7 protein-coding genes are annotated in these 5,959 nt (G+C 46.2%); 2 read left to right on the top strand and 5 right to left on the bottom strand.

The genetic code is table 11. The annotated features are described in order from the left end of the window. On the bottom strand, window positions 1-959 hold a 959-nt coding region (purB, locus tag ACTHSP_RS16860), incomplete at its 3' end, for an adenylosuccinate lyase (protein WP_440346503.1). Between the two features lie 210 nt (window positions 960-1,169). Between purB and ACTHSP_RS16855 the strand changes: the two genes are divergently transcribed. Beyond that, window positions 1,170-1,610, top strand: coding sequence for a surface-adhesin E family protein (locus ACTHSP_RS16855; protein WP_049351339.1), 441 nt, complete (start codon window positions 1,170-1,172; stop codon window positions 1,608-1,610). A 385-nt stretch (window positions 1,611-1,995) separates the two neighbouring features. Here ACTHSP_RS16855 and ACTHSP_RS16850 read toward each other — a convergent pair whose 3' ends face one another. Next, window positions 1,996-2,565, bottom strand: coding sequence for an L-threonylcarbamoyladenylate synthase (locus ACTHSP_RS16850; RefSeq protein WP_049329371.1), 570 nt, complete (start codon window positions 2,563-2,565; stop codon window positions 1,996-1,998). Window positions 2,566-2,637: 72 nt separating this feature from the next. Then, on the bottom strand, window positions 2,638-3,909 hold the full coding sequence (gene purD / locus ACTHSP_RS16845) for a phosphoribosylamine--glycine ligase (RefSeq protein WP_049351338.1): 1,272 nt from the start codon (window positions 3,907-3,909) through the stop codon (window positions 2,638-2,640). A gap of 139 nt (window positions 3,910-4,048) precedes the next feature. On the opposite strand from purD, the gene ACTHSP_RS16840 reads away from it, so the two are divergent. Then, complete coding sequence (locus tag ACTHSP_RS16840) at window positions 4,049-4,360, top strand: DUF4298 domain-containing protein (protein WP_003686705.1); 312 nt, start codon at window positions 4,049-4,051, stop codon at window positions 4,358-4,360. A 54-nt stretch (window positions 4,361-4,414) separates the two neighbouring features. On the opposite strand, the gene ACTHSP_RS16835 is transcribed toward ACTHSP_RS16840, so the two are convergent. Further along, entirely contained in the window at window positions 4,415-5,026 is a 612-nt protein-coding gene (locus ACTHSP_RS16835) for an IMPACT family protein (RefSeq protein WP_049351337.1), read from the bottom strand. A gap of 61 nt (window positions 5,027-5,087) precedes the next feature. Then, a partial coding sequence (locus ACTHSP_RS16830; protein ID WP_440346502.1) for an electron transfer flavoprotein subunit alpha/FixB family protein occupies window positions 5,088-5,959 on the bottom strand: 872 nt, incomplete at its 5' end.

Raw genomic sequence — 5,959 nt, 5'->3', positions numbered from 1 at the left:
ACGGCATTGGCCATACCGAGGTTGCCTTCGGAGTTTTCAAAGTCGATCGGATTGACTTTGTGCGGCATGGTGGAAGAGCCGACTTCGCCTGCTTTGACTTTTTGTTTGAAGTAACCCAAAGAAATGTAGCCCCAAACATCGCGGTTGAAGTCGATCAGAATCGTGTTGACACGGCTGATGGCTTGGAAGAATTCCGCCATATAGTCGTGCGGCTCGATTTGAATGGTGTAGGGGTTGAAGGTCAGGCCGAGGCTGATTTCAACGAAGTTGCGGCAATGAGTTTCCCAATCCACATCGGGATAAGCGACCATATGGGCGTTGTAGTTGCCGACTGCGCCATTGATTTTGCCGAGGAACTCTTGCGCTTGCAGGTTTTTAAACTGACGTTGCAGGCGGTACACGACATTGGCGATTTCTTTACCCAGTGTGCTTGGCGTAGCAGGCTGACCATGCGTGCGGCTCATCATAGGGACGGCAGCCAACTCATGCGCCATGCCGGTCAACTTCTCGATGATTTCGGCCAGTTTCGGCAGCAAAACAGCCTCACGCGCTTCTTGCAGCATTAAAGCGTGGGACAGGTTGTTGATGTCTTCGCTGGTGCAGGCAAAGTGGATGAACTCGCTGGCAGCAGCCACTTCAGGCACGCCGGAGAAGCGCTCTTTAAGCCAATATTCGATGGCTTTGACGTCGTGATTGGTGGTCGCCTCAATGGCTTTGACGGCGGCGGCATCTTCAAGTGAGAAGTTTTCGATCACTTTGTCGATTTCGGCAAGCGTAAAATCGCTGAAAGCAGGAACTTCTACAATCTTAGGCTCGGCGGCAAGGGCTTTGAGCCAGTTTAATTCAACTTTGACACGCGCACGCATCAGGCCGTATTCGGAGAAAATCGGACGCAATGCTTCAACGGATTTGGCGTAGCGGCCATCTAACGGGGAAAGTGCAGCGATAGGGTTAATCATGTCGGATCTTCCTATGGGATGAAAACCAAATTGTTTGCAATTATACATGATTTTACACTCCAAGGCCGTCTGAAAGACAGGTTTCAGACGGCCTTTTCAGCGTATTTTTCATAAAATTCTTTTCAGAGGTTCAACTTTGCAAAATCGATTTACGATATATGCCATCTTCACGGATAATATCGGCTGACTTTCTGTAAATAATGAGGTTTTATGAATATCAAACGTTTTTCCCTAACTGCAACCGTATTTACGGCTTTGATGTTGAGTGCCTGTGAAACAACAACTACTTCAAGCGGCGGCGGCAGCTGGACCAATATCGGCACCATCTCTGAAGGCAATATCAAAGTGGCCATTGATAGAAGCAGCATTAAAAGAAATGGCGCACTGGTTACTTTCCGCGATAAAAAAACCGTTTCCAAACTGAAAGAGGAACGTTTCGTCAATACGCCGGCCTATAAAACAGCTATCGGCAGCTGGGAAATTCATTGCTCAAACAAAACCTATCGTCTGGCAACGCTGCAATTGATGGATGAACACGGCCGGGTAATTTCCAACCAAAGTTATACGCCGACCAGCATCCGCCCAATGAGCGTCATGAGCGGTACAATTACTGAAAAACAATACGAAACTGTGTGCGGACATAAGCTTTAATCCACACTTATTCACAAAATTATCCACAGTTTAAATATTTAAAAGGCCGTCTGAATGCTTTGAATATCAAGTTTCAGACGGCCTTTTTATGTTTTGATGGAAATTTATCTTCAAATTTATCCACAAATTTTGTTTATTCAAAAATAATTTATTACAGCGATTCATTCACGCTCAAAATTTGCTTCATTCTTTGCAAGCGCATTTCACAAAATACTGCTTTCTACTCTATTTACTGACTTACTATCTGCTTAATCGAGCTGTATTTACAAACTACCATGCATCAAACTGGATCCGCGCTAAATGCTTTTCACAAAGGTATTCCAATCTTTTGGAAAAAATTTTCTTCTCCAAATAAACACCTTTCCTTTGATGATACAGCCCTTCTTTAACGCAACCTTGCCCCTGTTTCCCCATCAATAATCTGGCTAGGCGTTTTCTGCTTACCTATCAATCCGCCTACAACCCAGACTTTCCTGCCAAACTGTCTTCTAACTTCCCTTTCTGTTTTACACGCCCGTTTGCCTGCACGATTGCATGAGGTAGAGACTAAAGGCATTTCCAAAACCTGACACAAACGCCTTGCACCTGCGTGCGCAGGAACCCTGACAGCCAATTTACTGCGTGCTTTCCCACGCAATGAGGGCAATACTTTTTTGCCGACCGGCAATAAAAAAGTCTTTGGAGCCGGCCACGCTTCATGCAGCATGGTTTGGATATTTTCAGACGGCCTTTGCAGTAAAGGTTGCAACTGTTCCAAGCTATGGCCTATGACAATCATGCCTTTGTGTTGCGGTCGTTTTTTCAGATGGATCAGTTGATTGAGTGCTTTGGGCAAAGTAGGGACACAGCCCAAGCCATAGCAAGACTCGGTAGGATAGGCGACCAAACCGCCTTTTTTAAGATGCGCCTGCAGCTTACGTTGGGCTGCAGCAGATAAAATTCTGGGGAACATCATCATAATACCAAAGCCGTCTGAAACTGAGATTGTCGGACAATCTGTGTTCAGACGGCCTATTTCTATTCATTATTAACGGTTGATGGCTTTATCAGCAATGTCTTTACGGTATTGCATACCGTCAAAACGGATTGTTTCCAATGCCTCATAAGCCTTGCTTTTAGCTTGTGCCACATCATCGCCCAAACCGACCACACACAACACACGGCCGCCGTTGGTTACCACTTCGCCTTTTTCATTCGTTGCAGTACCGGCATGGAAAACTTTACCGATTTGATTGGCTTTATCCAAGCCGAAGATCACATCGCCTTTTTTCGGAGAGTCAGGATAATTTTGTGCAGCCAACACCACGCCTACTGCAGTCTGCGGATTCCATTCGGCAGCAACACTATCCAGTTTGCCATCGATTGCCGCTTCAACCAAGTCCACCAAATCGCTATCCAAACGGCTCATAATCGGCTGGGTTTCAGGGTCGCCGAAGCGGCAGTTGAATTCGATGGTATAAGGCGCACCGGTTTTATCAATCATCAAGCCCGCGTATAAAAAGCCGGTAAACTCATGGCCTTCTGCTTTCATACCGGCCACAGTCGGCAAAATAATTTCATTCATCGCGCGCTCGTACACATCAGGCGTTACCACCGGAGCAGGGCTGTATGCGCCCATACCGCCGGTATTAGGGCCTTTGTCGTCATCCAGAAGGCGTTTATGGTCTTGACTGGTTGCCATCGGCAAAACATGATTGCCGTCCACCATAACGATAAAGCTCGCTTCCTCGCCTTGCAGGAAATCTTCAATTACAACACGCGCGCCTGCATTGCCCATTTTGTTGCCCAACAACATATCGTCGATAGCAGCATGAGCTTCATCCAAAGTCATGGCGACAATCACGCCCTTACCGGCAGCCAAACCATCCGCTTTAATTACAATCGGCGCACCTTTTTGGTTGACGTAATCATGTGCCGCATCGGCATTTTCAAAGGTTTGGTATTGCGCAGTCGGAATCTTATATTTTGCCATAAATGCTTTAGCAAAATCTTTTGAACTCTCTAGCTGGGCCGCGTATTGAGTCGGGCCAAAAATCTTCAATCCGGCAGCACGGAAATCATTCACCACACCGGCAGCCAAAGGAGCTTCAGGACCGACTACGGTAAAGGCAATATTTTCATTACGGCAAAAATCAATCAAATCTTGATGCGCCGTCAACGCTATATTCTGCAGTTTAGGCTCAATTGCCGTTCCGGCATTACCAGGTGCAACAAAGACAGTTTCAACTTTAGACGACTGCGCCAATTTCCAAGCCAGTGCGTGTTCACGTCCACCATTACCAATAACGAGCAATTTCATACCATCTCCTTGAAGAATAGATGTTGTAAATAAAATTCAATTGATGGAATATTGTTCCATCTTGTATAGATGTTTCAAATTAAGAATAATATTGCACCAAGACAACCATACTCTAATTTCAAATAACTAAAGGAAAATCATGCAAAAACGTATTGACGAAATTCAAAGCAAATACCGCGAATGGTGCGAATTACTGCCGCAACTGGAAGCAGATATTGCCCGCTGGAAACATGCCGCAAGCCTCATGCAAGACATGGATGACTTCTATACCAACGAATACCAAGCATGCCATCAAGCCATTGAAGAAGTGGCAGATGTTGATTTGCGCACACAGGGCGAATACAGCATTATGAGCGAAGATGCCCTATGGAACGCACTGGGGGAATTTCATCAACTGGCTTGGGAACATCTGCGCTCAAGCGTAAATGCTTTAGACAGATACCAAGGCTAAAACATCAAAGGCCGTCTGAAACTTTTGATTTCTCAAATATGTTCAGACGACCTTTTATTCAAACGACTTATCAGTATCTACTTCAATTTGGCGCGTATTTTTCCAAGCAGCAATACAAGCTTCATAATCGGCTAATGCTATTTTCACTGTCAACTTACAATCCAACTGCAAATCCTGTTCTACAATATCGGCCTGATATTGTTTGGCAATCCGTATAGCCTCATTCAAAACAGGATATTCACACTTCAACCAAACTGTCTTTTCGACATTCTTTTCAACAACTTCAGCTATCGCCAATGCCTGAGCTGTTGATTCCTTATAAGCATGAATCAGACCGGGAACACCCAATAGCGTACCGCCAAAATAGCGCACCACCACAACCAACACATCCGTTACGCCGACAGAATCAATCTGCCCCAGAATAGAGCGGCCTGCGCTCCCGGACGGTTCTCCATCATCGTTTGCGCGAAACTGCATTCCATCCACACCCAGTCGATAGGCGTAGCACCAATGTCTTGCCTTGTGATGCTCTTCCTTTAATGGGTCGAGATACTTCTTCACATCGGCCAACGTTCGTATCGGATAGGCGTATGCGATGAAGCGGCTGCCTTTATCTTTAAATTCAGCCTGTGTCGGTGTGGTAATGGTTTTATAGGTCGTAATCATGCCAAAATATTTTCAGACGGCCTTATATAACAAAGGCCGTCTGAACGTTTCACGTGAAACATTAGTTTTTCAGTGCTTCAGTCAGTTGAGGCACAACTTCAAACAAATCACCAACCAAGCCGTAATCTGCCACATTGAAAATCGGAGCATCGGCATCTTTGTTGATGGCAACAATCACTTTGCTGTCCTGCATACCGGCAACGTGTTGGATAGCTCCAGAAATACCGATAGCGAAGTACAGTTGCGGCGCAACCACTTTACCGGTTTGTCCGACTTGGGCATCATTTGGCGCATACTCGGCATCCACTGCCGCACGGGAAGCACCAATCGCGGCACCCAACGCATCCGCCAAAGGAGTCAACACTTCATTGAATTTTTCAGCACTACCCAATGCACGGCCACCGGAAACAATCACTTTTGCCTGAGTCAATTCAGGGCGGTCAGACTGGGAAAGTTGACGGTTTACAAAACAGCTCAGGTTTTGAGCAGGCGTTGCCTCAACATTGACCACTTCCGCATTACCGCCTTGTCCGGCAGCATCAAATGCGGTTGCACGGAAAGTCAGCACCAGTTTTTCAGAATTGGATTGAACAGTTTCAAATGCATTACCGGCATAAATCGGACGGACAAATGTCGAGTTATCCACAACTTCGGTTAAATCCGAAACTTGTGGCACATCCAACAGGGCAGCTACTCGGGGCAACAGATTTTTACCAAACGCAGTTGCAGTCGCAGCCACATAGCGGTAATCCACAGCCAGTTTAACAACTAAAGGCGCTAATTCTTCTGCCAAACCTTCAGCGTAATAGGGTGCATCGGCTACTAAAACTTTCGCTACGCCTGCAACCTGTTTCGTCTCTTCAACCACCGCAGCAGCATTGCTGCCGGCAACCAATAAATCTACATTACCCAATTTAGCGGCAGCCGTTACCG

This window comes from Neisseria sp. P0001.S005, from assembly GCF_051963715.1.
This window is presented reverse-complemented; position numbering and strand designations above follow the sequence as displayed.